The sequence below is a fragment of the Paenibacillus sp. FSL E2-0190 genome (assembly GCF_037992965.1).
GTDB classification, from domain to species: domain Bacteria; phylum Bacillota; class Bacilli; order Paenibacillales; family Paenibacillaceae; genus Paenibacillus_AQ; species Paenibacillus_AQ odorifer.
Genome location: NZ_CP150306.1, coordinates 2,464,811 through 2,491,384, shown reverse-complemented (window position 1 = coordinate 2,491,384; position 26,574 = coordinate 2,464,811). Strand labels below are relative to the sequence as shown.

The 26,574-nt window shown below is 44.5% G+C and carries 22 protein-coding genes and 1 riboswitch; of the genes, 4 read left to right on the top strand and 18 right to left on the bottom strand.

The genetic code is table 11. The annotated features are described in order from the left end of the window. Positions 1 to 103: 103 nt before the first annotated feature. The 8 genes from NST25_RS10600 to NST25_RS10565 all read right to left on the bottom strand — a co-directional run bounded on the left by NST25_RS10600 (position 104) and on the right by NST25_RS10565 (position 12,304). Complete coding sequence (locus NST25_RS10600; RefSeq protein WP_340393953.1) at positions 104 to 4,357, bottom strand: alpha/beta hydrolase fold domain-containing protein; 4,254 nt, start codon at positions 4,355 to 4,357, stop codon at positions 104 to 106. A gap of 74 nt (positions 4,358 to 4,431) precedes the next feature. Beyond that, positions 4,432 to 5,985: an extracellular solute-binding protein gene (locus NST25_RS10595; RefSeq protein ID WP_076130127.1), complete on the bottom strand. Its 1,554-nt coding sequence runs from the start codon at positions 5,983 to 5,985 to the stop codon at positions 4,432 to 4,434. 16 nt (positions 5,986 to 6,001) lie between these two features. Next, positions 6,002 to 7,066 (bottom strand): GDSL-type esterase/lipase family protein, encoded by a 1,065-nt coding sequence (locus tag NST25_RS10590; protein ID WP_340393951.1) that lies wholly within the window; start codon positions 7,064 to 7,066, stop codon positions 6,002 to 6,004. 222 nt (positions 7,067 to 7,288) lie between these two features. Further along, on the bottom strand, positions 7,289 to 8,698 hold the full coding sequence (locus NST25_RS10585; RefSeq protein WP_340393950.1) for an extracellular solute-binding protein: 1,410 nt from the start codon (positions 8,696 to 8,698) through the stop codon (positions 7,289 to 7,291). Positions 8,699 to 8,865: 167 nt separating this feature from the next. Further along, positions 8,866 to 9,576, bottom strand: a complete 711-nt coding sequence (locus NST25_RS10580; protein WP_051491610.1) for a Crp/Fnr family transcriptional regulator — start codon at positions 9,574 to 9,576, stop codon at positions 8,866 to 8,868. A 47-nt stretch (positions 9,577 to 9,623) separates the two neighbouring features. Beyond that, a complete protein-coding gene (gene rd, locus NST25_RS10575) occupies positions 9,624 to 9,806 on the bottom strand; it encodes a rubredoxin (RefSeq protein ID WP_076304806.1) in 183 nt (60 codons plus the stop codon). A 28-nt stretch (positions 9,807 to 9,834) separates the two neighbouring features. Next, positions 9,835 to 11,049 carry an FAD-dependent oxidoreductase gene (locus NST25_RS10570; protein WP_340393947.1) on the bottom strand — a complete coding sequence of 405 codons (1,215 nt, stop codon included), beginning with the start codon at positions 11,047 to 11,049 and terminating at the stop codon, positions 9,835 to 9,837. 16 nt (positions 11,050 to 11,065) lie between these two features. Further along, positions 11,066 to 12,304 carry an FprA family A-type flavoprotein gene (locus tag NST25_RS10565; RefSeq protein ID WP_036689344.1) on the bottom strand — a complete coding sequence of 413 codons (1,239 nt, stop codon included), beginning with the start codon at positions 12,302 to 12,304 and terminating at the stop codon, positions 11,066 to 11,068. A 269-nt stretch (positions 12,305 to 12,573) separates the two neighbouring features. Between NST25_RS10565 and NST25_RS10560 the strand changes: the two genes are divergently transcribed. After that, entirely contained in the window at positions 12,574 to 13,590 is a 1,017-nt protein-coding gene (locus NST25_RS10560; protein WP_076130122.1) for a CapA family protein, read from the top strand. A 78-nt stretch (positions 13,591 to 13,668) separates the two neighbouring features. Here NST25_RS10560 and NST25_RS10555 read toward each other — a convergent pair whose 3' ends face one another. Beyond that, the gene (locus NST25_RS10555) at positions 13,669 to 14,832 is read right to left on the bottom strand and encodes an NADH-dependent flavin oxidoreductase (protein WP_339190466.1); all 1,164 of its coding nucleotides are present in this window, start codon (positions 14,830 to 14,832) and stop codon (positions 13,669 to 13,671) included. 112 nt (positions 14,833 to 14,944) lie between these two features. Beyond that, positions 14,945 to 15,793, bottom strand: coding sequence for a DUF6612 family protein (locus NST25_RS10550; protein WP_076186691.1), 849 nt, complete (start codon positions 15,791 to 15,793; stop codon positions 14,945 to 14,947). Between the two features lie 117 nt (positions 15,794 to 15,910). Continuing rightward, positions 15,911 to 16,002, bottom strand: a riboswitch (cyclic di-GMP riboswitch). Positions 16,003 to 16,205: 203 nt separating this feature from the next. Between NST25_RS10550 and NST25_RS10545 the strand changes: the two genes are divergently transcribed. After that, positions 16,206 to 16,724, top strand: a complete 519-nt coding sequence (locus NST25_RS10545) for an RNA polymerase sigma factor (protein WP_076301217.1) — start codon at positions 16,206 to 16,208, stop codon at positions 16,722 to 16,724. Further along, positions 16,708 to 18,321: a DUF4179 domain-containing protein gene (locus tag NST25_RS10540; RefSeq protein ID WP_076280259.1), complete on the top strand. Its 1,614-nt coding sequence runs from the start codon at positions 16,708 to 16,710 to the stop codon at positions 18,319 to 18,321. Before NST25_RS10545 ends, NST25_RS10540 begins: the two co-directional genes overlap by 17 nt. A gap of 152 nt (positions 18,322 to 18,473) precedes the next feature. Here NST25_RS10540 and NST25_RS10535 read toward each other — a convergent pair whose 3' ends face one another. From NST25_RS10535 to NST25_RS10510, 6 genes are all read right to left on the bottom strand, one after another. Then, positions 18,474 to 19,274, bottom strand: coding sequence for a Cof-type HAD-IIB family hydrolase (locus NST25_RS10535; RefSeq protein WP_340393945.1), 801 nt, complete (start codon positions 19,272 to 19,274; stop codon positions 18,474 to 18,476). 261 nt (positions 19,275 to 19,535) lie between these two features. Further along, positions 19,536 to 20,300: a pseudouridine synthase gene (locus NST25_RS10530; protein ID WP_076280959.1), complete on the bottom strand. Its 765-nt coding sequence runs from the start codon at positions 20,298 to 20,300 to the stop codon at positions 19,536 to 19,538. Positions 20,301 to 20,302: 2 nt separating this feature from the next. After that, complete coding sequence (locus NST25_RS10525) at positions 20,303 to 21,823, bottom strand: RsmB/NOP family class I SAM-dependent RNA methyltransferase (protein ID WP_076140926.1); 1,521 nt, start codon at positions 21,821 to 21,823, stop codon at positions 20,303 to 20,305. Between the two features lie 101 nt (positions 21,824 to 21,924). Next, the gene (locus NST25_RS10520) at positions 21,925 to 22,377 is read right to left on the bottom strand and encodes a DUF309 domain-containing protein (protein ID WP_076130116.1); all 453 of its coding nucleotides are present in this window, start codon (positions 22,375 to 22,377) and stop codon (positions 21,925 to 21,927) included. Next, entirely contained in the window at positions 22,367 to 23,179 is an 813-nt protein-coding gene (locus tag NST25_RS10515) for a GTP pyrophosphokinase family protein (protein ID WP_036689325.1), read from the bottom strand. The genes NST25_RS10520 and NST25_RS10515 overlap by 11 nt, the downstream gene beginning before the upstream one ends. A 34-nt stretch (positions 23,180 to 23,213) precedes the next feature. Then, complete coding sequence (locus NST25_RS10510; protein WP_076130115.1) at positions 23,214 to 24,308, bottom strand: quinone-dependent dihydroorotate dehydrogenase; 1,095 nt, start codon at positions 24,306 to 24,308, stop codon at positions 23,214 to 23,216. A gap of 209 nt (positions 24,309 to 24,517) precedes the next feature. On the opposite strand from NST25_RS10510, the gene NST25_RS10505 reads away from it, so the two are divergent. Beyond that, a complete protein-coding gene (locus tag NST25_RS10505) occupies positions 24,518 to 24,655 on the top strand; it encodes a hypothetical protein (protein WP_167348489.1) in 138 nt (45 codons plus the stop codon). Here the strand turns inward: NST25_RS10505 and NST25_RS10500 are convergent. Both NST25_RS10500 and NST25_RS10495 read right to left on the bottom strand, forming a co-directional pair. Beyond that, positions 24,652 to 26,085: a L,D-transpeptidase gene (locus tag NST25_RS10500; RefSeq protein ID WP_340393943.1), complete on the bottom strand. Its 1,434-nt coding sequence runs from the start codon at positions 26,083 to 26,085 to the stop codon at positions 24,652 to 24,654. The genes NST25_RS10505 and NST25_RS10500 overlap by 4 nt on opposite strands. 134 nt (positions 26,086 to 26,219) lie before the next feature. Then, entirely contained in the window at positions 26,220 to 26,462 is a 243-nt protein-coding gene (locus NST25_RS10495) for a ferredoxin (RefSeq protein WP_036689316.1), read from the bottom strand. Positions 26,463 to 26,574: the final 112 nt, after the last annotated feature.

Below are 26,574 nucleotides of genomic sequence, written 5' to 3'. Positions count from 1 at the left end.
CGGCTTTCCTCCATTTCCTTAAATAGTGAATGAATCTAACCTCATTCTACCTACAATAAAGCGCTTGCAATATGGAGTTTCTATGAGTGAGCTTGTGTTTTCTTTAGGGTATAATCGGTAACGGCCAACCCTCTACTACCACATGGTCATTTTTGAAATAATTGCGACTTATACTGTCAATAAGATTCCCCAGCAGGATGATCCCTTTTCCAGCAAGAAGTCGAATACCGTTCGTATTGCCAATCAGCGAATTTTCGATCAATTGAACGTCCTGCGGGTCGCCCGCTCCGATATCATTTGCTTTGCTGTCGCCGGGATCATGCTCAAGGGATACAGCCCAATAATTCGACGCGGTATTGTTGCGAATGATATTTTCCTTAATGATAGTACCTGGCCCGTTCAAAATCTGAATGCCCTTGGCGTCCTCTATATGAGTTGTATTCTCAATCACATTTCGCTCAATGACTGTATCCGGGGTGCCCATAGTTACATTGATTCCTTCTCTTGTATTACGAATCGTATTGTCATGAATATAGTTGTGCGGTCCTGACTTACTGTGATTGCTGGGTGCTGTACCCCCGGTGTTTCCCAGCCCGATCGCCGCACCGTAGGGAATGTCAATAATCACATTGCCGTATATCTCGTTCAAATATTCGAGTTCTCCATGCAGATCGATGGCATCCAGCTTTGTATTCATAAACTGATTGTTTCGCAGGACATTGTTATGGGCAACAAATTGGATCAGCGCCCCATGCCGCAAATAAGGGCCTTCGAAATGGGAGTCCTCCACAACATTCCAAACCGTGTCGTTCTCATACCCGTTGCGATCCTGTTTGGCCATGCCTTGAATCGACACACCATAGCCAGCACCGCCCGGACCTACATCTGTCGCATTTCGGAACGTGCTGCGGCGTACGACAATATCACGGCTGTTGTCGATACGCACACCCATACGTGAATACTTCTCTACAGTAACCCCATCAACCGTGATGTTGTATGACGGAACCTCACCAAAATTTGCGATGATAATCATGCTGTCGGGACCACCGGCGTCCGGGTTGTTCACTTTATGGTCCGTCGTGTAGACACCGTTCCAGGTAGAAGTCAATGTGAGATTAGATATGGACAGATCATGCTGTCCGGATACTTTCATCAGGGCGCTGTTTTTTACCTTATTGAGAGATGTCTTGAGGATGGTTGTTGATTGATCCTCACCGCGAAGGTTTACTCCTGACTTGAGCTTCAAATTGACAAGAGTATCCAATGTTGAGTTCAAATTATAAACCCCAGACGGCAAATAGACCTCATCGCCGGGCTCAGCACTGTTTATGGCAGCTTGAATAGCAATACCGTCATCTGTGTCGTTATCGGCGAGATCAGCATTATAGTCCAGCACGTTCAAGATGCGCCCAGTGGTAGTAGGTGAGGAATGAACCGGATGCACCGTACCCTCAGGTTCGGTTAATCCGGGAGCTGTGAATGGGATCGGTTCCCGGGAGGGATTAGGTGTGTAGTTCGGGATGCTGGCTACAGGTGTATCGCCATTTGCGAACGGCGCATAGATGTTTACCTCCGATAAACTTGTAAACGCGCTGCCATCAGAATTTCCAAGACCCACGATCCGCACATATCTGGCTTCTGTGTCAGGAAGATCAAAAGGTTGCATCTCTATGGTTCTGTACATGCTTGCACCAGTCCATATGGTAGTCCAAGCCAAACCGTCATTTGAAGTTTCGATACTCAATTGAGCCGTACGCGTGTCACCTTTATAAACGGCAATACCTAAATAACTGATCTGCTTCCGTTCGCCTAAATCGTATTGGACCCACGGGCTGTTACCTGCGGCGGACCAACGGGTGAACAAGTTATTATCGATGGTATTCGTTGCGATATTGCCATCGCTGTCGCTGGCTGTCACGTTTGCAATCGCGTAAGGAATGATGGGTTCTGTAAGCGTTGACCGCGTAAAAGAAAGCGGTACGGATGTATTGCCCGACTGATCCACCGCTTCAACCTTAAAGCTGTACGCCGTGCTAGGGCTAAGCCCAACGGCTGTGTACGTTGCACCGGTAACATTGGATAACAGGGTGTTATCCCGGTATACGCGATAGGAGCCGATACCTTGATTATCGCTGGCGGCCGGCCATGAAAGTTGAATGAACTCTGTACCTATATTGACTGCTTTCAGAGAACTTCCATCCGGCCAGGAAGGTTTCTCATGGTCGCTTGAAGGTGCAACCGCTTCTTGAACAACAAGCTGTGGACGGGGGTTGCTGTTGCCATTAGCTTCTTTCGAATAGACATTGAGGGAAATTCCAGTGCTTGCCGCATCACCAAGCAGAAAAGCGATATTACCGCCCGATGCGGACAATCTTTCTCTGACAAACTCGGACACATCGATGCTGTAAACCTGTGGAGCTCCTGATTTGTCTGCCGTTACGGTAAATTTCCCACTTAACGAAGCAATGGTCAGATCCGTGACAGGCGCATTGCTCCAAGTCAGCTCCGATTCAGTCCAATTTGTATCCTTTAGGCCGAATAACGAAAGTTCGAGGTCCGCATTGGATGAACCCTTTTTGGCAGCAACATTAAAAATGTACCTGTTTGCAGGATTGCTATATGAAGAGACATCAAATTTAAAATACACATATTTCTTGTTCTCGGCGCCAGAAGAAATACTGAACAATCCATTGCTGCTGCCCGTCGCGCTATTGAAGTTTACAGTGGGCTTGCTGCTGTCGATGACTGCATCGTCGCTCGGTGCCAGACTGGCTAGATCGCGGTATACAACCTCATCATCAGGTGTTGTTGCCATTCGATTCTTTACATATTGATCCATAAAAGCCCAAGCCTCGGCGCTTGCTTGCTCAGCCGCTTCGCCTATAAAACCGTGACCTTGTTTAGGTACAATTTTTACATCGACCACTTTCACGCCTGCATCCTTCAATTGATTGGAGAACGTAATGCTGTCCGTGTATGGGATCGTTGCATCCACATCCCCATGGCGGATGAAAAAAGGCGGATCGTCCGGTGACGCATAAGTGCCAGGCATGGCCAACCTTGCCTGGTCTGGCACAGAGAACGCGTCGTTCCCGCCTAAAAGCGCTTTCACTGATTTATAGCTATTAGCGAAGTTTGTTGTAAAATCCGCTGGACCGTAGAGATCGACAACGGCTTGCACTTGATCAGAATATTGCTGCCAACCGCCATTTCCTGCCAAATCCGGAACATTTACGGTATGTCCTGTATCCAATGTGATTGTCTCGCCTGACTTAATGTTCCCAGTCGTACCGAGCAGTGAGGCCAGATGCCCCCCTGATGACGAACCCCATACACCGATCCGACTCGGGTCCAGATGGTATTCTGCCGCATGCGCGCGCAAGTAACGAATAGCAAGCTTCACATCCTGAATTTGCGCCGGGAATGGCGCTTCCGGGGTTAAGCGGTAATCCAGCGATACTCCGATATATCCTCGCTTGGTTACATAGTTGCAGATACTGGCAAGGGCTTGCTTCCGGTCTCCGTGATTCCAACCTCCGCCATGAATGTATACCATCACTGGCACGGGTGCTTGAGGCAGGATCTTGGGTACGGCAATCGAAGTATAAATCGGCCGCGTTCCAGCATTCCCAATCCGCACATCTTCATACAGCTTAACGCCTTCAGGAACCACAAACGGCTTAGGTTCAGCCGGTGTAGGGATTGGCACCGGTGTCTCTGCGGGTGGTATTCCGGGAATCGCTTGAGCTTTGAGGGCGACACTATCGATGTACATATTCGCGCTCATAAGCTCCCCCACACGAACCCGGATTTTGACGTTCGGGTTGTTGTCAGCTCCGCTGCCCAAGTTTTGGACTTTGAGTTGGTTCGGCTCACTGTTCTTTTGTTCCAGCGTTCCTGGGGGCAGCTTAAATTCCTCCAGCGTTGTCCAATTTATCCCTCCGTCACTTGACCATTCTACGATGACGCTTCCTCCGATGTAGGAGGATGCCCGTGTATAATAACTCAATTGAAGATTGCGGTACCCCGTCGAATTCACTGACAGCGCCAATGCATCCTTGCCATCGATTTTCACCAGATTCGGTACGGACGGGGCCGTGGACGAAACCGAAGTTTTCGCCATACTGTTTCCTTCGCCTTCCTGCAGCCAAGGCCCCGGAATGGCAATACCACCGGTAGATCCAAAATTGTCAGGGTCATCGAAGTTTTCCTCGTAGAGCGTAACATAGTCATCGGTTATTCCGTCTGCATAAACTTCGGTAAGCGCTTGCATTTCCAAAGGCGAATATAACAAAGCCAAAGACAACAGTACTCTAATGCCCACTCGAAAAGCTTTCCTATATAGTCCGTTTCTCAAATAAATTCCTCCTTGACATGGTATAGGTAATCACAAGCATTATGGAGTTCAAACCTCTTGTGAGATGCAGCTTATTAATGTCGGGACAAAATCACACCGTCGTTATTGTTATAACGTTCTGTTGCTTCCTTGACGACGTCACTTCCCCCTTTCTGCAGCCATTCCTCCACCACCTTCGGATAGTCGGAAATCGGCTTTTTTCCGTATACCATATTGATCACATGCGTCAATATAACTGGTGGCAATTTATCTCCACCTGGGGTGATGTCCGGGTTTTTCTGATAGCCTTTTACTTGCGGTTCAAATTGAATCCCGTCGCGTCCCTCATTCGCAAGTACTGTGTCGTAGAGCTTCATCAAATCTTTTCCTTCGGGTGTGAGACTAAGCGCACCTTTATTGTAGGTAGTATCCTGTACGAACCACAGCAGGATTTGACGGAACGTTTCTTCATCAACTTCATCAGCTGTTTTCGGTCTGTTATAGTTAATATTTCCGTTCTCTACAGTGTAGTTTTCCCCTTCAATTCCGAAGGTAAAAAACTTCTCCGCTTCGTCACTAACCATCCAGTTGAAAAACTTGACGATCCCGGCAGGGTCTTTCGCATTCTTGTTAATTAAATACGCTCGCGGCACCGTACCGACAAGACGAAGTCCCCCCTTACCGTCTGGCCCTGTGGGCGAGGCAATCAGCTTCATTTTACCAGTAGGCACCTGTTCTCTTAGCTGCTGATCCCATTGGATCAACAGGTTCGCATTCATGTTCCAGATGCCCGCCTTGCCTGCAAGAATATCGTTCTTAAATTTCGTGGGATTAATTGTGACGAATTCCTTGTTAATGAGTCCTTCGTCGAACATTGTCTTGTACGTTTGGATCGTCTTTTGCATATTTTCGATATTCATAAATTTCGGGACAATTTGATCCCCTTGTTTCATAAAGAAATTAGCAAAGGTATCGTAAGATCCGAAGAACATATCCGAATATACAAAGTCCTCCCGGCCCATATAAGGATTCTCCACACCCAGCTTCTTAAAAGCACGCATGACATTCAGGAAGTCATCTACTGTTTTAGGCTCTGGCAGCCCTGTTTGTTCCAAAAGATCCGCACGAATCCAAGTTGCCCGGCGTGACGGATTGGACAGCCATTCCGGAATCGCATAGATATTACCTTTGGCATCGGTCTCCTTCTCCCATGCCTCCTTCGGAACTTTCTTGAGAAGATCCTGCCCATACTGCTCAAGCAATTCATTTAGGGGCATGAATACTCCGGCCTCCACGGAACCTGCCAACTGAGGGTTCGTCAGCCCAGAGCTTGCTTGCACGACATCCGGAATGTCGTTGATCGCGAACATTTGAATCATTTGCGAATCAAAATTTTTCTGCTGCATCAAACGGATGTTAAGATCTGTATTTGTAAGTTCCTCCAGCTTTTTGACCCATTTGTCATCATTGATATTCGGATGATTGTCTGCATACGAAATGTTTCCGCTCCGGAACGATATGGAGAAAGCAGTGGTTTTTTCCGGACTCTCCCCTGCTTGTTCTTCTCCCCCCTTATTAGAAGAGGAACATCCATTCATAGAGACGGCTAATAATGAAACTCCCACCATGGTAAGCATCCAACGCTTCATTTCCATCAACTCCCTATTATAAAATTGGGGACACTTCAGTAGAATGACTAGAAGTTCGGAGGGGTTCGATCATGGGCCGCAACAGCTTGGCTAAATGCTCGCTCATTAGCGTGTGTCCATAATCGGAAGGATGAATCAGATCGGAGGTCAGCGAGGTAAGATCGCGCATGACTGATGCGCCATCCAGCAGATGTAGTTGTGGATGTTTATTGCTTTCACAGTAACGAAGCAGCACTTCGTTAAAAACCGCCTCTTGGACATGAAGAAGATGGCCTGTATCAAGAAAATACGTTGCACGATTCGGATAAATCGTAGTAACGAACACAGGTTTGTCAGGATGATTTTTGATAACCCGGTCCAGCATGTAAGACACTCTACGCTTGAATTCCTCGGGAGACACTACAGCACGCATATTGACACCAAGTTCCAGAAACAGAAAATTCCAATCCTCACGTTCAGCCAGATGATCGGCAACTACGTCCTCGCAATAACAAGATCCGCTAAGCGCAAGATTTAGCACATCCACACCAAGTCTGCGCGCTGTCTGCTGTAAGTAACCATTGAAATGATGCGTGGATCCCGCGCTCTGGCTGATGGAAGATCCATAGGCGAGCATCGTAAGCTTCGGTACCTCTTCCGGTCTAGGCGCACGTACTTCACAACCAAAAGCATCCACATCGTAGTAAACAGCTCCGAAACGATCAAAATGCAAACGCCATACGTTAGAGGAAAATCCAGACTGATTCAGCCGCTTACTTGATACCTCTGTAAAACGTTCCGGCTCCTCCAAGTGCAGAGCGGTTACCGTACCCGCCTGCAGAAAATGCTGAGAATGAAAAAAATCCCCTCTGCATACCACAACGCGGCCGTTACTATCATTCGATCCGACAGTGACCCTAACATGCTTGGATTCGGTGACAAACCGCAATTCACAGCCGTTCGATTGTATAGCTTTGGTTCTTCCTTTCTCTGACAAGCCATTGCGAACATGCTGCGGAAAACGCTGGAGATGCAATCCAGATTGATAGGGTTTATGAACCAGCTCCGAAACATTGTGAAAATAAACGCCTTCCTTTTCCATCTTTGCAGTTACACCACCTTAATAAAATCGAGTTCATGTTAACTCATATCTGACTTCTATTGCATCATATAATAACAACAAAAGCATAGTCAACAAGTTTTTATGTTTATTATGAGTCATATATGAGTCAATTCTTGTGCAACAAACAAATACTTCAACATACCAAAAAGCACAGATTCAGAATTGAACCTGTGCCGGGATGTTCAAATAAACTTTCAGTCCTCAAGAGTGCTGAGTCTCCTGATTTACCGCATTCAATATTTCCTCAAGTCTGCGGCATAACTCGTCGTTGTCCAGTAGACCTGAAACAAACATCATGATATCACGTTGAATCTCTTTCAACTGGAGGTTGCTCAAACCCAGCTCTGTAACCAGACGATAGGTAGGGAAGATCTCACGATAAAGCTGAAAACGGGCCGGACGATAACCCACTTCCTCACCTTCCCAATCCATCACCAAACGGTTGGCTGCAATATTCAGCGTCTTGCGCCTAATGATCAGTTGCGACTCGTGTGAGGTGAGAAAATCAACGAGCAGCATGGATGCATCCTTGTTCTGTGATTTGCTGTTAACCGCCAGTCCATTTATAATCAGCAGCGTATCAGCATTTTGCAGCCGCGGCAATGGAGCAATATCGAATGCCAAATCGGATTGACGCAATTGATTCAAGAAGTAATAGGTCGTCATAATCATGGACACTTTACCTTGCAAGAACAAGGCTTCCGCATCCGCATCGCTCTCGGACAATACGGCTGGAAATACATCTTTCATGCCTATCAGCTTACGAATGGTTCCTAAACTGTCGAGTAGCTTTGAGCCACTGAACCGGAATTTGCCTTCGTCATCCTGCTCTGCCGCAAACGTCGTACCGCTCTGAAGCAGGAACAACGGCCACCGGTTACGAGAGGGCAAATAAAAATAAAAACCATACCAGTCATGACCTTCAGCTACCTTTCGACCATTAGCAAACAAATCGTCCCAGGTCCAGCTACTGTCTGGTGGTGATACGCCGGCTTCCTTAAAATGCTGTTTATTATAACAAAGCACGACTGGAGAATAAATGAAGGGGCGAACGCGATTACGGTCACCATACCGGAACGGGTCGGAAAGAAAACGATACGTGTCCGGCTGTTCCTCCATCGGCTCCAGCAGCTCCGTGCAGCCTTGCTCCAAAAAATCCTGATAATTGTTATTATTCATCAGTACGACATCCATGATTTCCGACTGCAAATATTCCTTCAAAGATGTCGAGTAGTTTCCTGAAGACAACTCGAGCGGCTGAACGTCGATATGCGGATAGCGTTTACCGAACTCATTCAGTAGCTCTTGCATCTCTACAAGCTTGGAGATGGTGTTCACATATCCGAACTTGATCGTCGTTCTGCCTTCCTCTACGGGAGGAATTATCCGATTGCCAACACGCGGAATTTTCTCAATTAAGCCTTCATCCACCAGCACCTTGAGCCCGTTGCGCACAGAAGCGTTGCTAAGTCCGAAGCGCACCTCTAAGTCGCTTTCTGAAGGAAGATAACTGCCGATCGCTATACTTCCCGAATGAATTTCATGTCGCAAGGTTTGAATCATTTCCTCTAGCCTGATACGGAAAAATTTTCTGCTATTCCTTTTCTGCATTGGGTTTCCTCGCCATCTTCCGATTAATCGAGCCCATAGGGACAAGTTTATATAGTATTCATCATACTGAAATCCTTTGGGAACGACAAGTATCGGAGTCTGGCCCCATATAGCGTATGTTCTGCACCCACGGTGTCATAAAGAGCGGTCAATACACCGTAATCCTCTTAATACCCCATATAACTCTCCAAACCGGCTGGATCTATAATGAGCATTTGCTTGTTTCCGATTAGCTCAATAAGACCTGAATCTTCAAACCTTGAGAATTTTCTGCTAATAGTTTCGCGGGTGACCCCAACATAACTGGCCAGCTCTTCACGAGACAACGGAAGGTCAATATGAATATGAGTGCCACGCTGCTTACCATATTTGTCGCTGAGTTCCATGATCATATAAGCAATTCGTATTTCGGGATCTTTGGTCGCCAGGCTTTGCGCCAGATTTTCCGTATGGGCTAGTCTTTTGGTCACACTCTTCAGTAGTCTGAGCGAAATATCCGGATTATCCCTCATCAGCTGCTCCATATCCGTTCGGGTCAGCATGCAAATGTTAGTGTCTTTCAGAGCATAAGCACTGAAGTTACTCAGCTCATCGCTGTTAAAAATGCTCAGTTCCCCGAAAAAGTCTCCATTCGTCAAGATGTGCAAAATTTGTTCCTTGCCCTCAGGAGTTGTTTTGGATAATTTAACATGCCCTCGCTGAATAATGTACAGCGTATCTGACGGCGCCCCTTCCAGAATTAAAGGTTGACCTTTAGTAAACTTACGATGCTTGATCATAGCGCTGATCCGGGAGAGATCGTCATCGCTTAACGCAGCAAAAATAGGCACCTTGCGGGTACAAGGTTCAGCAGCGTATTGGCAAGAATACTCCTTCATAACTGTCCCCCCTGTTGTTCATTTTTTTGTACAACTCCTACTTTCCTTTAGGATACAGAAGTTTTTTTGTCTTCAACCGGCGCAAAATGACTGGTATCTTCACCGCATACCGGACAGACCCAATCTTCAGGTAAGTCTTCAAATGCAGTGCCTGCAACAACATCCCCATCGGGATCGCCTAATGCCGGATCATAGATATAACCACAGGGTAGACAAATGTATTTTTTCATCTTTATCATCTCCTAAAAAGTTAATAGTTTAGTTCAACCTGGTTTGTACTTCAGCCATAATCTCCTCGATGCTACTCCCGTTAACATCGATCCCCTCAAGGGAGATGCCATACTCAACAGCGGTTTTATACCCCAGAGAAGCAGCTGCACCTTGCCAGGATATCGCACCGATCATTGTGTTATCTTTCACATAGATACGCGTATACGCCCCATTGTCATCTCCGCTTACCGCCGTATCGCAACACTGTTCATCCACGTTGCCTATCGAAAATAAAGAGATACCAAAGGCGGTAAACAAGGTAACCGGAACAGCTCTACGATACGCCGTCAGATTGGCAACCATATTACTGCCGGCAATCTTGCCCTGCTCAATCGCTCCGCCCCACAGTCCTTCCACATGCCCGTTAATTTCAGCCACATCTCCGGCTGCATACACATGCGGATCATTTGTTTGCATTTGTTCATTTACGATAATGCCCTGCCGGACTTGAATATTCGAGCCACTTACCAGTTTCGTATTCGGTACAATACCAATAGAGTAGACTACATGGTCACAGGAAAAATGAGATTGGTCGTGCAGCGTAATTCCGGTAACATACTCAGTTCCTGTTATAGACGCTACATCAGCTCGAAGAATAACCTTCACACCTGCTTGTTCAAGGTTCTCTTTAAGGAGCTGTGAGGATTTCTCATCAAGCTGTCTGCCCATCAACCGGTGAAAAGCTTCGATCACCGTTACCTGATATCCAGCTTCATGCAGCGCCCAAGCGGTTTCGATTCCCTGCACTCCCCCACCGATTACGGCTACATGGCTGCCATCCTGCAGGTTTTCTTTCAATCTGTCCGCGTCGTTCATATCCCGGAGGGTATGAACATTGTTCAGGGCGAAGCCCTCAAGGGAGAGTGCACGATTCTTCGCTCCCATACACAATAAAAGCTTATGATAAGAAACACTCTGCCCATCTTCTGTCACAACTATTTGCCGGTCCGGGTGGACAGAACGGATTCGGGTCGAGGTTTTTACGGAGATACGGTTATCGCGGTACCATTTTTCCTTTTTAATCAGCACCTTCTCACTGTGCAGGTCGGTAAACAGCCCTTTGGTCAGCTTAATCCGGTTATAGGGCAGTTGACTTTCCTCCCCGAGGATCGAAATTTCCGATTCTGCGTCTTGATCACGGATGGCTTTGGCGGCATGGACGGCGGCTACTCCTCCGCCAACAATAACGTAATGTTTTGTCATCCTATGTTCCTCCTCCCTAAAATGAACTCAGCAGCAAATCCGAAACAAATTCAGCCGCATTTTTAATTTTTTGAACTTTCTCAGGCTCTTTCGGGGAAAATCTGATTCGTACAGGGAACTCTACATGTGTCATCCCCGTGGTTTTAATAACCTCAGATGTGCTTTGCACCGTCATGTTTGTTCCATTCAGATAATCCTGAATGACTTCAATGGCTTCACCACTCCAGCCGTAGGAGCCAAAGGCTGCAGCAAGTTTACCTTCCAGATTCATATTGTGCAATTCTTTCAGAATGTTCTCCAGGTTCCCAATCATGTCCGCGTATTTAGTGGAGCTGCCAATAAAGACCGCGTCCGCTGACGTTATGCTGTTCAGAATATCAGTGGCACTACTTTTATCTGCATCCCAGACCTCTGTCTCTATATTATTTTCCTGCAAGCAATCCTGTATGATTTTGGCCATCTTCTTGGTACTGTTTTTGATGGTGGTATATACGATGGTTGCCTTTTTTCCTTGCGTCGTTTCACGGCTCAATGTGGCGTACATCCCGATATATTTACGTATGTCCTTCCGGATCACAAATCCATGGGAAGGAGCGATCATCCGGATCTCAAGATCCTTAACAGCCTCTAACAGGGTTCTTACATATCTTCTGTGAGGATGAATAATTGCTGCGTAATAGCCCTCGAAATCTTCCGTAATATCAAACCCGGCTTCATCGCTGAATAGATTCTCCACCGCAACATGCGTGCTGAAAATATCACAAGGAAATAAGATTTGATCTTCGATACAATAGGTGATCATCGTTTCTGCGGTATGGAGATACGGTGTTTCTTTAAACAGCAGCGTTTTCCCGCCAATATCCAGCTTATCTCCGTCTTTAACCACCAGGAAGTTCCGGCTATGAAGCTTGTACATTTCCTGCAATTCGGGAACAGCAATCTCGGTGCATACGATCGTGGCATTTGCAGCCTTGGCAGCGAGAGCTGCCAGTCCACCAGAGTGATCAGGCTCTGTATGATTAATTACAATGTAATGGATATCTAGAAGATCAATCATTTCACCCAGACACTCGGCATATTCACGTCCGAATTCCATATCTACGGTATCAATGACAGTTGGCTTACCTGTTTTTAATAAATAAGAATTATAGGTAGTTCCTTTTGCCAGAATCAGGCGGTGAAATGGAACCTGGCGGTTATCGATTTTGCCTATCCAGTAAGTATCCTCGGCGATTTTTTTGAATTGTGTACTCATTTCTTTAACCTCCAATGTTTGATTGATAATGTTTATCAACAACCTTATTTTATTATGGCTGCCAAACAAAAAAGAGGATTTGAATCAAATTATAAAAGTTTGAAAAAAATGAATACCTTAAATTTAGACGATCTAAATAAAGTGATTATGCGTTGAGTCACATTTTAAATAAAAAGCCACACAAATGTTTGCACTTCGCCTTAAAGAAAGAATAACCCATAACAACTTTATGCCATATACTAATGAAAATAATAAAAAGGTGGATATCCATGACTGAAATACAAATAGCTGCTGTGGGAGATCTAATGGTCAAACGTTATATTATTTCGGATGCTAAACAGCCTGACGGAACCTATTCGTTCAGCCCCCTGTTTGCAAAAGTAGCTCCTTATCTGAAACAGGCTGATTTGACGATTGGCAATCTCGAAACCACCTTTGCTGGAAGCGGCCCCGAATGCCGGAAAAGCCCCCGATCAGGCGGTCCGATATTCAAATGTCCAGACGAACTGGCCCCTGCACTTAAGGAAGCCGGATTCGACGTATTAGTAACGGCCAACAATCATTGCATGGATTATGGTGCCCCGGGTCTGGTTCGGACGTTACGAGTTCTGGACCGTAATGGAATCGACCACACGGGAACAGCTAAATCATTAGAAGAATCCAAAAGAACGCTTATTAAAAACGTCAAAGGAATTACGATTGGCATCCTCTCCTACACAGCAGGAACCAACCGAATTCCTGTACCAGTGAGTAAGCCATGGCTGGTTAACCGGATATCTACACCCAAGATTATTCGGGAGATTCGAGATTTAAAAAAGAAAGTCGATCTAGTCTTGCTTTATCTGCATTTCGGAAGCGAATATCGTTACACTCCAAACAAGAGGCAAAAAGAGCTGGTCAATCTCTTCTTTAAAAATGGCGCCGACATCATACTGGGGTCTCACCCACATGTTCTTCAACCGTTAGCGCTTCGTGGAAAAAAACAATTCGTTATTTACTCATTGGGGAATTTTGTTTCGACTAAACTAATGAATATTCCTTATACACAAAGCGGTATCATTCTTACGCTTAAAATAAAGAAGGATGAAAAAGGACACACGAGTATAACTAACGTAGGTTACATCCCGACTTGTGTAGATCGAAGAATAAAAAGCGGCAGGAAAATTACAGAGATCATCCCCATCCGCGACGCATTAAAGAGAAGCGACACCGACATAAAAACAGAACGGCGAAATCTCATGAATCGAATGTTGAAACATACGACAACAATCTTAAAGAGGGAATAGAGTCGTTACAGAAAAATAACGTTCCGCGGAATTTACCGCGGAACGTTATAGATTTAGACCTCAAAACTGTGTTTGGGTTTAGCGTAAACGATCAGGCATCATTAATTTAAGGAATTCTAGAATACCATTCTCTACTACAAGTTCTTCTCTATCTTGATCAGCAAGTACTCTTCTGATGAGATCTTCTTTACCCTCCAGTACTTTACTTGTCCAATGAGGATCAATGATAAGAGACCGTCCTACTGCTACTAATTCAGCATTTGTCAACGTGTCCTCTGCGTCCTGTTTGGTACGGATATCTCCTACCCCAATTAAAGGTATACGGCCATTGATTTTCTCATGCACATATTGCAGGATTGATTTTTCTTTAAAATCTTCTGATGCAGATACTTTCTTGAAGTCCCCTAATGAAATATGCAGATAATCCAGCTTTTTATCAGCTAATTTATCAATGAGATAAAAGGTATCGGTGATTTTAATTCCAGGCTCTTCATATTCTTCTGGAGAAAAACGATACCCGACAATAAAATCCTTAACCTCTGAATTGTCAACGACAGCAATAACTGCATCCACTAATTGGTTAATGAAATTAAATCTTTTCTCTAAGCTTCCTCCCCATTGATCTTCACGACGGTTGGAGTGTGGAGAGAAGAATTGTTGGATTAAATATGTGTTTGCTCCATGAATTTCTACCCCGTCAAATCCAGCTTGAATAGCACGTTGAGTCGCTTTTTTAAAATCCTCAATTACACCGAAAATTTCATCTTCTGTTAATGCTCTTGGAATTTCTGCATTCGGGCGTTCGGCAGCAATGGCGCTGGAGGAAACGGGTTGTACGCCACGCAATATTTTTGAATCTGTCATTCTTCCTGCATGGAATAGCTGTAAAATAGCTTTTGTTCCATTTCGTTTAATAGTAGATGCTAATCGGCTAAGGCTAGGAATAAATTCATCGGAGGAAACACTAAGTTCACCTTCCCATCCTTTTCCACCCTCTTGTACATTTGCTGCCGCAGTGATGACCGCACCTACTTCGCCCGTTCTTAGCGAATAGTATTTCAATTCATCTTGTGTTACTACACCGTCATAAAAGCTCATTCGTGTGGTCATTGGAGCCATAACCACTCGGTTTTTTAATGTCAGCCCTCTGCGAAAAGTTAATGCTGTGTCTAGTGCTATCATCTTTTTCCCAACTTTCATTAAATTATATTTAGATAAATTATTATATACATGCGCATACATATAAATTACAGCAATGATTTATTCTTGTCAACTAATAAAGAACTGCTGTTGGATACAACAAAAAGCGCTGTTCCGCTGAACAGCGCTTTTCGCTCGTTATGAATCGTCCTTATTATTCTAGTTCGGCCGGTTTTACAATGGCTGCACCTTTATTATTTTTGGAATATTTAGCTTCGATTTTCGTGGTGTATGTATCTTTGGCTCCATCACTTACCAGCACATAACTCAGATCGACTGTCAGCTTTTCCGTTTGCCAGGTCTTAGTATTGACGAATAATTTCCACGTTACGCTTTTGGGTTGAACTGTCTCTCCATCCCAGAGGTTCTCCTGGTCATAGAGTTTGATTATCCCCTTAGCTGCTGTCGGATCGGTTACCGTGAATTGTAAGACTGTTTGTGCGCCAGCAGTGCTGACTTTCATGGATTTTTTATAACTTTTGACCGAATCAAGCATGGAAACAGGATCGTATTGGCCTTTAGAGTAAAAGGCATCCCATTCCGTTTTCTCCAGTCCAAGCCAATATTGTGCATCAGGATCGATTGGCTCCCCGTCATCGTCGTAACCTTCATCTTCAGATTCATCGATCAGTTCACTTCCATCTACAAGATAGTAAAACTCCTTGTCATTGGCATATAGACTGTACGATGTTTCTAAAAGACTACTAGCGACAGTGCCTGCTGCGGCAAAATTCGGCAGACGGTTGATATCCAGCTTCAGAGTGTTGGTGTTGCTGATACGCACCCCGCCGCTTTGAATATCCTGTTTTTTGGTCACATCCAGATGGAAATTCTTTATTGCTTTGGAGGCTGCCGTTACTTTACTGATCATCTGATCCGCGGTTACTACTGTTGAGGTAGCTGCTGACACTACTCCTGGATTAGACATCCATCCGATCGTTCCGGACAGCAATAAAGCACCTACTGCCAAACTAGTACCTATTGTTTTGAAAAAACTGTTCATGTACTTCCCCTTTCGGCCCCTTGCGATAATGTAACGCCGTATAGGTCGAAATAATAAAAGAGCTCAAAATAGACTACATATTCTTAGAGCTATCCTTTATGCTTCATAAGACATCCCTATGGCGGCCTGGCGATCATTTCCTTCTGTCGAAAGGCTTTAGACCCATGGCTTTGTGTCATCATCTTTCGATGATTTTACCTTTAACGCGGACATTCAATTAGTTTTAATAGATTACGGACGCATGTCCCACCGCTAATTTTATCATGGTTATAATTACCTGTAAACGACTTATCTTCCATTCGAATTCGCTATGATACTCAGAAGAAATACTACAATCAAAATGAAAAATGAACGATTACATACGCTTATAAGTCTTATTAATGAGAACAGTAAAGACAGGGGGTGCAGCAAAATGAGTGACCGGGAAATTTTCGAGCTCTATAAAGAACAAGTATATTATTTTTGTTACTACTTAATGAAAAATCAGGCAGATGCGGAGGATATTTCCCAAGAGGTATTTGTAAAAGTTATCTTAGCGGATAAGTCGAAGGTAAGAAACTTGAAAGCTTGGATTTTACGAATTGCTTCGAATGAGTGCAACAGTGTGATCAAAAGGCGTAAGACGGGGTGGATGAAAGAAGTACGTAATTATTTACTATCCAGGTCTGAGGAATCAAACCCTGTAGAAAAACGTTTGGATCGACAGGAAACTAAAAAAGAATTACAAGGGTTATACAGTCAGCTTCCCGACAAAATCAGAATGGTAGTAGTCCTTCGTTTTATAAACGAATTGACTGTACCCGAGATCTCTAAAGTTATGAGCATACCCGAAGGAACTGTAAAATCCAGACTGAACAAGGGACTTAAAATACTAAATAGAATGGGTGGAACCCAACTAAAGGAGCTGAATAGTAATGAGTCTGTATATTGAAAAAGATAAACATATTCCCCGACCGGATTATGATTTGATGTGGACTGCCATAGAACAAGAAGCTTATACACGTCAAAGAAATCTGCATGCCTCCCAGAATACTCCTAGGTCTAATAAAAAGGTTATTCCTATCAGTATTGTCTTCTCTTGCCTCTTACTTGTAGCCATTCCTGTATTCGCTAGTATGACGATTAATTGGGATAAAATTGGTGGTCGAAGTGTGAGCAATGCATTAAATAACGGCATCGGTCAACAGTATAATCTTCAAACTTCCAGTTCAGGAGTAACAATGAATTTGAACGGTGTTGTAACTGATGGAGAAAAAATGAAAATGCTGTTATCACTTGATACTAAATCTGATCTATCCAAATATACTGGATTTGCTACAGAGGAAAACATCATGACTAGTGAATCCGGCGCCAAGGCAAAGGTATACGGTTATTTAGAATACGATCCTGAAAGCCAGAAACTCATTGGAGTATATGAGACACCTGATACATTAAAGGATGATAAAAAGGACTACAGGTTTGAAGCACGGAATCTCATTTTTTACAGTGATCGGAATATTCCCTTACAATCTAATCATCAAGCAGGGGATACTATCAATACTGGAGTTAAGCAATATCCAAGCATTCAAATCGAATCCGTTCGATATGTTTCCAATCAAACCATTATCCGTTACAAAGTCGCTGCATCACCCTCTGACTTAGGACGGGGTAATCCACATTTGGTAGTTAGTACTGGTGGTCAAAAGAATGAAGCAATTCCAACCATCATGCCTAACGAAGGATCGGATTTATTTATTGAACAGGTTTTCAATATAACTGAATCAGATTGGAAGGAAGCTAGTCTTCATTTTAGTTACATTGAAGAAGCGAAACGATTTTCAGGTACGTGGAAGTTCGATTTTAAAGCAGATGGACAAAAAGCAAGTGAGGCGATTTACACTAAGAAACTGTATAACAGTCCTGAATTTCAAGAAAAGACCGGCATAACCTTAGATCAGCTAGTGGTTACCCCTTTGGATATCCAAATTCTAATAGATGAAAATGATTCGCTTAAAAAAGGAATTGTCCACTATAATACCGCTCAGTTGGTTATAGGTGATCAAACAATCACTGGGGGTTGGAATTTGAAAGGAGATCATTCCGAAAGCTACCAGCATTTATTTCAATTCGAATCTCCGGAATGGTATAACGACTGGTCCGATGTTCCAATGAAACTTATATTAAAGGATGCTGTCATTGAGAAACGTGATACTACTAAGAATTGGATCACTATAAACAAACCTAAAGAAGAAAAGCAGTTCACTTCACTTGATGTCGATGGGTTAAAAATTGAATTCACTTACTATACTGAGGGCGAAAATTTGATTGTCGAATCAACATCCAAATCTTCTGGCTTCAAAAGCGTTAACCAAACTACGTTACGGATTAATGGCAAAGAAGTGGTGCCTGAAATTACACCTAAGGGCATGATATCTACAGGAACTAATATTGATAGCTACAAAGATATCCCTTTCGACGAAAAAATCGAACTGAACCCTGGAATCTATAAATATAGCGATCCTAGTCGGAACGAGGAAATTAAACTTTAATGCAGGAAGTTAATCTATGTCCCGCCCTTTCTAGTTAATCCTAAGGGCGGGTTATTTATGGATAAAATCATTTCTGTTTATGTTTCTCTTTTATTTCCTTCACAACAAAAAAAGCATAGAACGGACTCAAGTCCGCTTTATGCTTTCCATTATTAAGATAAACAATATTTAACCAGCGCATCTCGCACACCATGCTCGTTGTTAGACCCCGTGACAGCATTCGCTGCCGCTTTGACCTCAACCGGAGAATTATCCATCGCAACGCCCATACCCGCGTATGTAAGCATAGAAATATCATTAAAATAATTACCGATCGAAAGAACTTCCTCTTGCGGAATTCCCAGCTTCACAGCCAGATTCTTTAAGGCGTTGCCCTTGGAGGCTTCCGGATGCATCAAGTCAACGAAAAATTCACCACTGCGCAAAATATTGTACTCATGGGTCCAAGTACGCCATTCACGTTCAGCTTCGTCAAGGATTTCTGGTTGTGTAAATACAGTAAACTTAACAACCGGTTCACGGAAATCTTCCCATGCTGGCAGTGTAGCCGGCATGATACGGAAGTGTTCATACATATAATTGGCTTCTTTGGTCAGGTTTTCTACATTATCTACATACATATCAAAAGCCGTATTCACATCATAATGAATATCATGCTTTCTACAATAATCAATATAAGGGTCAAGACCACGAGCATCCATACCGTATTGATGCAGCAATTCCCGATCTTTCACACGAACCGTAGCAGCTCCATTATGACCCAGCACATAACCAGACAGCCCCATTTCCTCCATAAAAGGAATCGAGTTCTGCGGACTGCGGCCGGTACATAACACGATCTGCCCGCCAAGACGCGTAACCTCAGCAATGGCTTCTTTATTCTCAGTGCTCAAGTGGTGATCATCATTCAACAGTGTACCATCTACATCTAGTGCAATCAGTTTGTATCTCATACTCCCACCATCCTTGTCTTTCTTTTTCTATATATATTGAACCTGGCTATTTGAGTTAAGTTTCAGTCGCAACTGCGGTTAATATTTGGACTTCCAGCCGCTGTTGTTTCCAGATTTCTTGATTTATACCGTTTACTAGTGGTTGAAATCCGGAAACAAAGGCGGTCGCTATCGCTTTTACAGTTCCAAATTTCCCCTCCGCCACTCCATTCCCTAATCCCAAGTTTCCAAATTCAATTTACATACCATTTTTTCTCTATATTATTGTTCTGATGCTTCTGTACTTAAGAGTGCCAGTTCCTCTAGCGTAAGTTCACGACTAGCTCCCAGTGGCAGGCTTTCATCCAGCTTCAATTCTCCCATAGATACTCGTTTCAGAAAAGTGACTTTTTTGCCGACAGCTTGGAACATTCGCTTCACCTGGTGAAACTTTCCTTCTGTGATGATCAGCGAAATATGTGAGATTACTTTACTGCCGCGTTCTCTTCCCAATATAGTTAGCTGTGCAGGTAAAGTAACATATCCATCTTCCAGCTCGACACCTGCCGCAAAAGCCGCTACATCGTCTGCATCTACGTCTCCCTCAACTGTAGCTTCATACGTCTTAGGGACATGCTTGCGTGGCGATAGTAGCTCGTGAGCAAGCTTTCCATCATTGGTGAGCAGAAGCAGCCCTACTGTGTCCTTATCTAACCTTCCTACAGGAAAAGGTTCAAACTGTACATATTCCTGCTTTAAAAGATCCAGAACGGTCCGATCCCGCTTGTCCTCTGTTGCCGACAGAACTCCCGGTGGCTTATTCATCATAAGATAAATAAATTCACGATAGGTAACAAGCTCGCCGCCAACCACAATTTTATCGTGATACGGGTCTACATGAAATCCACTATCCTTGACGACTGCACCATTCACGGTAATTAAACCTTGCTTGGCTTGTTTACGAATATCGCTGCGTGATCCTACCCCCATATGGGACAATACTTTATCTAAACGCTGCTTTTTTGCAGTTTTCCCTGATAGGCTCATTCTTACATCCACCTCCAGCCTGCGGGATATTCATTCTTGAGCACACCGTCCTGCCACTTCCCCCAGCCTGCACTATAACCATCTATGCAGACCAGTACGTATCCTTTTTGGGTAGTTCCTATTTTAATAGAGAGACGTTCTTGACTAATCAACAATGTCTCTCCTTTAAGATAGGAAATAGCTTCATTACTCGTACTGGAAAGTGAGACACTTCGGCAGCTCTCTTCAGGGTGTAACGCGGTAGCCATTGGATGTCCTGGGATAAATCTGCCGTTACGGACATGTCCTACATACCATCCTGGACGAATCGCCTTTAATCCATTTAATCTTTCCTTAGGTAGTGGGGAGATGTACAGATGATCACCGAAGAAAATCGGATACCCTTTTGGCTCCCAGCCAAGCTGGTCTTTTATAAAATCTCCATATGCAGCCAAGGCTTGCTCTTCTCCTGAACCTTGACGGCCACGTTCAGCGCCAGCAGCAGATTTATTAGAGAACTTACCTTCTTTCCCTCGTCTGGCTTCTGGTTTGTTTGCGGATTTAATATGAGCAGTGCCTTTTTTATTCGTATTCCGTGTAACTGCACTCAACTTAACTTCGGCTTGATCACGTTCCTCTGCAGATACCTTTGGCCCCACATGCTGCAGCACAGCCATGAAATGTCCTTCACCTTTTACTTTATGCGGCCATAGTCTTGCTGTCCCTGATAGTTCTCCAAAACCAGGAGCAAATGAGCCAGTGCCTCCAACTGTAATCACCGAAAACTGTGGATGTTCAGAAATAAACTCCGCTATAATTTCTTCATTTTCTTCTGTAGCAAATGTACAGGTTGAATAGACAAGTGTACCTCCCGGTGCCAACGCTGTTGCAGCAGAACGTAAAATATCCCGCTGCATGGCAGCATATTTGGCAGGTGTACCTGAATCCCACTGCTTCACCATGTCTTCATCTTTACGGAACATCCCTTCACCTGAGCAAGGAGCATCAATCAAGATTTTGTCAAAATAAAGCGGGAATGCCGCTGCAATATGATCTGGACTTTCGTTTAGCACGATACCGTTGCGCACCCCATATAGCTCTAGATTTTTGGCTAAGGCTTTCGTGCGTTCTGGATGAAGATCATTGGTAACCAACAAGCCTTCTCCTGAGAGCTTGGCAGAAATCTGTGTGGATTTGCCCCCAGGTGCAGCGCATAAATCAAGAACACGATCTCCTGGCTGTACATCAAGCAGTTCCACAGGTGCCATAGCGCTTGGCTCTTGAATGTAATACAATCCCGCGTGATAATGTGGATGTTTACCTGGTCTGGCCCCATCCTCTGTATAGAATCCGGTTGGACACCACGGAATGGGTTCCAGCTCTAAAGTGGAAAGAGCTTGCAATTTCTCCACTGAAATTTTCAAGGTATTAACACGAACGCCTCCGTTAGGGGTCTCCTTGTACGAATCCGCAAATTGATTATAATCCGTTCCCAGCAAGTCCATCATACGCTCGCTGAAAGAACTGGGCAGTTGTGCCGCCATGATGCCGTCCTCCTGATAGTACTGCTAAAATTTAGGTGTTTAAAGATTCAAGGAACACCCTTACGGGTGTCCCTTTGGCAATACTCATTTATAGAGGATCATTATTTACGATGAGAAGAGGTCGGTCTTTGAGGACCTCGTCGTTGAGGATTATTCGGTGTGATCACCTCAGCCGCAGAGTTCACTTCATCCGCTAGACCTTGATCAATGATTTCTATAGTCAGATCATAATAAGAAAATGGCTGCTGCTCACACGACTCCATGCGGCGAACATAATCCTTCACTTCCACCACTAGCTTAGCCAAATTAATGCCGAGTGTCACTGCTGAATATTCTTCCAGCTTGGCAGCAGCCCCGCTTAGCATAATCGTTGCACCACGCATATTATTATTACGGCAATGGTACAACCCAACAGCTACTTGGAGAAGTGCTTTGTACAATGGGTCGCGTTGCTTGGCAAGCCATAGCTCTTCGAGCACCTCGTGACATTCGAAATAATCCCGGTCACGATTAAAGTACACTAGATACGCCAAGTACAACGGATCATAAGCCATCCGGCAAACTATCCTTTTTAGCTGCGGAGAGAAGTCCCCGTACATGATCCAGAAGCTCCTTCATCGCTTCCATGTCCTGAGCCTGCCATATTTCGTTAAATCGAGCCTGAGTATCTATAGCCTCATTCACCAAATGATAGAAATACAATTGATGAATAGATTTGAGAATTTGAGTCGTCATATTCGAGTTTTCCTCGAAGGTCTTTTGCGCTTCCAGGATTTCATCACGAATACTGGACATTTCGCTGTCCAAGATGGAGGCTGCTTCAGCTGCGGTTTTCAGGCGCACTCGCATTTCATCCGGCAAGCTTTCCCGATATTTATAATTCAGAGAGTGCTCTATGGTTGCCCAGAAATTCATAGCTAGTGTACGAATTTGGATCTCTGCGAGCACTATTTTTTGTCCCAGAGCTGTCTGCACAGGATATTTAATAATCATATGAAAGCTGCGATACCCGCTCTCTTTATAATTGGTGATGTAATCCTTCTCATACAGGACTTCAAGATCCTTACGAGCCCGGATATATTCGGCCACTCTGCGGATATCCTCCACAAACTGGCACATAATCCGGATCCCGGCTATATCTTCAATGCCTGTCTCCAGATCCTCCATCTTCACATTCAGGCGCTTAGCCTTCTCCAAAATGCTTGACAGCCGCTTTACACGACCAGTTACGAATTCAATCGGCGTGTATTCCTCTCTTTTCTTCAACTCCGAACGCATTGTTTTGAATTTAACTTTCAATTCTTCCACAGTCTGTTCATATGGAAGCAAAAAAGTTCCCCAGTCCCTGCCGTCCATCGCCTTCGTCCTCCTGTCCTTTCGACTCCTTCAATCAGTGATGATCAGCACCCACTGCTTCAGAGATATGACTGAATCCGTCCCGCCGTAAGAGCTGCCGTAATCCGGCATGCAGCCTGCGGTTAACCTCCGGTCCTTCGTAGATGAGTGCTGTATAAATTTCGACCAGACTTGCGCCTGCTCTTATCTTGTCATACGCATCCTGACTGGTGAATATGCCCCCTGAACCTATGATCGGCATCTTCCCTTCAGTCTGGCGATAAATCCTACGAATGATTTCCGTTGACCGGTCACGAAGTGGCTTACCGCTTAATCCACCTGTCTCATTAGCCTTTTCATGACTAAGTCCATCCCGGTTCAATGTAGTATTCGTAGCAATAATACCATCCATACCAGCTTCTGTCAGTGATTGAACCATATACTCCAACTCAGAGTCACTTACATCTGGAGCAATCTTAACCAACAAGCTCTTATTCAGGCCTGTGGCTTTACGCTGAATCTCCATTTCTTCCTTTACTTGTGCCAGCAGGAACGCTAATTCGCTGCCATGCTGGAGACTGCGCAGCCCCGGTGTATTTGGTGAGCTGATATTGACCACAAAAAAATCACCGTACGGATAAAGCGTACGGATACACTGACGATAATCTTCATGAGCCGCTTCATTACTAGTTATTTTATTCCGTCCAATATTTACTGCTATTGGAACTCTGCGATTTTTTAATTTTTTTAGACGCTCAGCCATAGCGTCAGCCCCTTCGTTATTGAAGCCCATACGATTGATCAGAGCTTCATCAGAGGGAAGACGGAACAAACGCGGGCTATCATTTCCCGGTTGTCCCTTAGGGGTAACCGTCCCCACTTCCATAAATCCGAATCCGATCGAAGAGAATCCAGAAACGGCCTCGGCATTCTTATCCAAGCCTGCTGCCAGTCCAACTGGAGTCGGAAAATGTATGCCAAACAGATCAACTGCTAAATCTGCCGTTTCAGGAACGCCATACATTAAACGCAATGCCGCGCTTCCCCCTGGAACTGATGATGATTTATCCAATCCACCTATGACGAGATGGTGAGCCTTCTCAGGGTCCAGCTTAAAGAAAATTGGTTTACCAAAATTACGATACAACACCGTTCTCGCTCCTTAAGGGGTACTTCACTAATCCACGTGTCTACCCGATTCTGTAGGTTTCTTCTTAATTTTAGCCTTTTCTTGAACAAAAGAAAAGCATTTTACCCTGTAAGTGTGCAGAGAGCTTAACCCAAAGTATAGTAATTTTCTTGTAAACGCATTACAATATAGGGGTAATCAGCGATTAAGAGAGAAAGAAGGTATGCTGGATGTCAACTAAACGTAAACCACCAACTTTGCAGCAAAAGAAAGAAGAAGTTAATCGTAAAGCGCTAATGTGGATCGGCGTAAGTTTAACTTTACTAATTCTTCTCATCATCGTTCTGTTTATAGTTGCCGGGAACTAATTCAGCCAGTGGTATACTTTGTGGGGGTTGGTCTGATCATATGGAGCAGCAGGGTTGAAGCGTTTCGCCGGCAGCAGCTGCTTGTCAGGCAGAACCCCTTTACTAATCACCACTTTTGTTCCTTTTGGAATCATAGCGAATAGTTCTTCCACATCTTCTCGACTCATCCGAATACAGCCAAGGGATTCATCCTTGCCGACACTTTCTGGCTCATTGGTGCCATGAATAGCATAATTACTATCTGAAAGTTGTAGTCCGCGGCTTCCGAACTCCCCATTATCATGACCGTTTGGATTGACCACTTTATCTGTAATGATGAAGTTGCCTTCCGGAGTCTTGTCTCCCCCAAGCCCTACCTCATAATTTCGTAGAATAACAGAGCCGCTGACTACTGCCAAGCGGTGTTTTTGTTTATCCACAATCACTCTAAGCGGCTGGTCAAAAAAGGGAACACCCTTTCCACTACTTCCACTCTCACTTAACGCTGTCGGTATGACCATTCCCGCCTCAGCAGTTGAGCTTGAAGGCTCACCCGCAATTTCCGGTGTACCCAGTGCCTTAGCAGTTGCGATTTCCTTAAGAGATTTGAACTCACGCTTCATAACTGGTGTCGTCCCGCCAATCCAATTTTCCGGAAAAGGTCTGGTCAATTCCGCCAAAGAAGCCGGAAGCTTGCCTTTATGATTCTGATAAGACCTCATTGCACTCCATAATGTAGCTAGCTCCTCTTGAGCCCCCTGCCACTTAGCTGCATCCACCGCAAGTTCCCCTTGCTCTGGCGGTTCGCATGCACATGCTGCTGGATCATAGGATTGGTATACCAACCGTCCGTTCCCATTCTTCTGCAGTGTGGAATTAAGCGGAAGCTTCTCTTTCCACAGCAGCCACTTCCCTTCCCGCTCCATGCCCAAAATAGCAGCTTGAAACGGTTCCTCGCGCATTAGCATAGTTGCCATCAGCTTCCCTGACGAAGCAGAAGCTCCACTCTCTTGCGCTGTATACATCATTTTTCGTGCCTCTAGAACGGGTTCCTTCTCAACATCTTTTTGATCAAGCGGATCTTTAACTTCAGAAGTAACCGTGTCTTGGACCGTATCCTGATCTCCCGCAATATCTAGACCCGGAGCCACAGCCGATGGCACCATAACCAGTAATAGAAGCATCAGCCCAAGCATAATGTAGCGGAATCTTTGCTGCCTTCGGTCCCGCTGGCGGCTTGCCTGAAGCAGCCCTTCCTCATATTCCCGTAGCGTTTCCGCAGGCACCTTACTATGCTCGAAAGCTTCATATACTTCTCCAGCCTGATTGAAGCAATAGTTAGCTTTCCCCTGTTGACCGTTCTTATAGTATTCCTTACCCAGCAAGTACCATGCCATCTTATTGTCTGGATGCATCTGTACATATGCTTTGAGGTGTTGAGAATTTTTCATCGGAACCTCCGAAATTTTATAATTCCTTCCTACATTAATATCGGTCAGACATCGCAAAAAAGACATCCCTAGCTGAACAAAAGTTCGCAGGAGATGTCTTTATGTTGTGCTAGAAGTTACAAAATCCCGGCTAATTAGCCCTCTTTGTTAAAAGGCTCATCCGCAATTTTAATAGAGTCGGTTGGGCATCCATCACAAGAATCCTGGAGATCATCAAACAAATCATCCGGAATCGCTGTGATGCCGTGGTTTCCGTCATTTTCATAAATAACTTCTGCCAAACCTTCGTCATCGTAATCAAAAATATCAGGAGCCGTTGCGCCACATGCACCGCAAGCGATACAAGTGTCTTTTTCGACCCAAGTGTACTTAGCCATTTTATCTCTGCCTCCCGTTGAACAATACAGCGCTGTTGTACCAGCGTCTTATATTTTCTCATATTAATATAAAAAGAATACAATTTCAATCGATTTTCAATACGTTTGCATT